The sequence below is a fragment of the Janibacter sp. CFPM2_SD2 genome, assembly GCF_057364645.1.
The window spans coordinates 1-1,985 of record NZ_JBNFOF010000313.1 but is presented as its reverse complement, the minus strand read 5'-3'; the positions used below and the strand labels follow the sequence as shown (position 1 = coordinate 1,985).

Genomic DNA, 1,985 nt, shown 5'->3' with positions numbered 1-1,985 from the left:
GGTGGCAGACGACCGGCAGGGACGCCGGCCGGCGGCACGACGACCGGCAGGACGACGAGCGGACGCACTCCGGCCGTGCCGACGAGGCGCGGGTGCTCCCCCTTCGTCAGCGGGCGAGGCGACGCTGGGTCGGCCTGGCCGCGGCCGCCGCCCTCGTCGTCGGTGGCGGGGTCACTTGGCAGGTCGTCGACCGGGCCACGACGAGCATCTCCGAAGAAGTCATGGCCGCCCCCGACGCCCACGGCGAGCAGGTGACCGCGACCGACGGCGGCACCGTGCGGGTCGTGCGCTCGGAGCGCATGGGCAAGGCGGTGCTGCAGGTGACCGGCCTGGCCGACCCCGGCAGCGGTCGCGCCTACCAGGCCTGGCTGCAGGACGCCTCAGGCGCGATGACCTCCGCCGGCATGGTCCCGGGCACCGACGGCGAGATGCTTCTCGAGGGCGACGTCGCCACCGCGAAGGGGGTGGGCTTGAGCATCGAGCCCGCCGACGGATCGCGGCAGCCGACGACGGACCCGGTGGCGCTCGTCGAGCTGGGCTGACGGACACCGCTGACACCGGGTGACCGCCTCGGAGTAGGGTCGATCCCGTACTTGCTCCCCAACCACCGCACGAAGGGGTACGACTTCTCGTGAGCACCACTCCCGTCAAGGTCGCTGTCACCGGCGCCGCCGGCCAGATCGGCTACAGCCTTCTCTTCCGCATCGCCAGCGGGTCGCTCTTCGGCCCGGACACCCCTGTCGAGCTGCGTCTGCTCGAGATCACCCCGGCCCTCAAGGCCCTCGAGGGCGTCGTCATGGAGCTCGACGACTGCGCCTTCCCGACGCTCGCCGGCGTGGAGATCGGCGACGACGCCGAGAAGGTCTTCGACGGTGTCAACCACGCGCTCCTCGTCGGCGCCCGCCCCCGCGGCCCGGGCATGGAGCGCGGTGACCTCCTCGAGGCCAACGGCGGCATCTTCGCCCCGCAGGGCGCGGCGCTCAACAAGGTCGCGGCCGACGACGTCCACGTGACGATCACCGGCAACCCGGCCAACACCAACGCCCTCATCGCGATGAACAACGCGCCCGACATCCCGCGCGAGCGCTTCAGCGCCCTGACGCGTCTGGACCACAACCGCGCGATCAGCCAGCTGTCGGCCAAGCTCGACGTGCCGGTCACCGAGATCAAGAAGATGACGATCTGGGGCAACCACTCCGCGACCCAGTACCCCGACCTCTTCCACGCCGAGGTCTCCGGCAAGAACGCCGCCGAGGCCGTGGGCGACCAGGAGTGGCTGGAGAACACCTTCATCCCGACCGTCGCCAAGCGCGGCGCCGCGATCATCGAGGCGCGTGGCGCCTCCTCCGCCGCCTCCGCCGCGTCGGCCACCGTCGACCACGCCCGTGACTGGGCGCTCGGCACCCCCGAGGGTGACTGGGTGTCGATGTCGGTCTGCTCCGACGGCTCCTACGGCGTCCCGGAGGGCCTCATCTCCTCCTTCCCCGTCACCGTCAAGGACGGCGCGTGGGAGATCGTCCGGGGCCTCGAGATCGACGACTTCTCGCGCGCCAAGATCGACGCATCGGTCGCCGAGCTCGCCGAGGAGCGCGACGCCGTCACCAAGCTCGGCCTCATCAAGGGCTGACGCCAGCACGGCTCACGAAGGGGGCCCGCCGCACCAGATGGTGCGACGGGGCCCCCTTCGTGCTGTCGTCAGTGGCGACGGGCGGCGTTGCGCAGACCCACCGTCACGACGGCGCCACCGGCACCGAGGAGGGCGGCGACTCCGAGGCCGGCCAGCAGGTTGTTGCCACCGTCGGCACCGAGGCCGTCGGTCTGGACGACGCCCGGGGTCGACGGGCCGTTGGGCTCGTCGACGGGCGGCACCGGGGTGTCGGTCGACGAGGTGACCGGCGGGGTCGTGGTCTCCGGCGGCGTCGTCGTCTCCGGCGGCGTCGTCGTCTCCGGCGGCGTCGTCGTGTCCGGCGGGTCGTCGTCTCCGG

2 protein-coding genes and 1 pseudogene are annotated in these 1,985 nt (G+C 72.4%); 2 read left to right on the top strand and 1 reads right to left on the bottom strand.

Annotated elements, in window-relative coordinates; translation table 11 throughout:
* Both AC2W7J_RS17810 and AC2W7J_RS17805 read left to right on the top strand, forming a co-directional pair.
* The coding region (locus AC2W7J_RS17810) for an anti-sigma factor (RefSeq protein ID WP_485984064.1) at positions 1-542 on the top strand (542 nt) is incomplete at its 5' end.
* 89 nt (positions 543-631) lie between these two features.
* Positions 632-1,627, top strand: a complete 996-nt coding sequence (locus AC2W7J_RS17805) for a malate dehydrogenase (RefSeq protein ID WP_485984062.1) — start codon at positions 632-634, stop codon at positions 1,625-1,627.
* A 68-nt stretch (positions 1,628-1,695) separates the two neighbouring features.
* On the opposite strand, the pseudogene AC2W7J_RS17800 reads toward AC2W7J_RS17805, so the two are convergent.
* Positions 1,696-1,985: pseudogene (locus AC2W7J_RS17800) on the bottom strand (hypothetical protein); the annotation flags it as partial.